The following is a 352-nucleotide window of genomic DNA, read 5'->3' as shown; positions in this document are numbered from 1 at the left end:
ATGATGGGACTGGGGGTCAAGGACGGCGACGAACTGGTGCTGAAGGCCTCGGGCCGTCAGGCGCACGAGGCCCTGTCGGCCCTGACCGCCCTGATCGCCGCAGGCCTGGAGGAAGGCGCGCATGAAACGACGCCCAAATCCGCCGCAGCCCCTGCCGCCCGGACGGCCGAACCTGTCGTGGGCGAAGACGGCGAACTGATCCTCAGCGGCGTCACCGCTGCGCCCGGTCTGGTCATCGGCCGGGCCGTCCGCCTGACGCAGAACGAAATCGCTGTCGCCGAGGACGGCGGCGGCGTGGCGGTCGAAACCGCCCGACTGAACGCCGCCCTGTCCGCCGTCCGCGCGCGCATCG

Annotated in this window: 1 protein-coding gene; it reads left to right on the top strand. The window is 71.9% G+C overall.

Annotated features, from left to right (window positions below; genetic code table 11):
• Positions 1-352, top strand: a 352-nt coding sequence (locus ACM0OW_RS25800; RefSeq protein WP_414553565.1) for an HPr family phosphocarrier protein, incomplete at both ends; no start/stop codon positions are given.

The organism is Anabaena sp. CCY 0017, from assembly GCF_963920885.1.
Taxonomy (GTDB): Bacteria; Cyanobacteriota; Cyanobacteriia; order Cyanobacteriales; family Nostocaceae; genus Nodularia.
The sequence above is the reverse complement of the archived record's forward strand: the minus strand, read 5'-3'. Positions and strand labels throughout refer to the sequence as shown.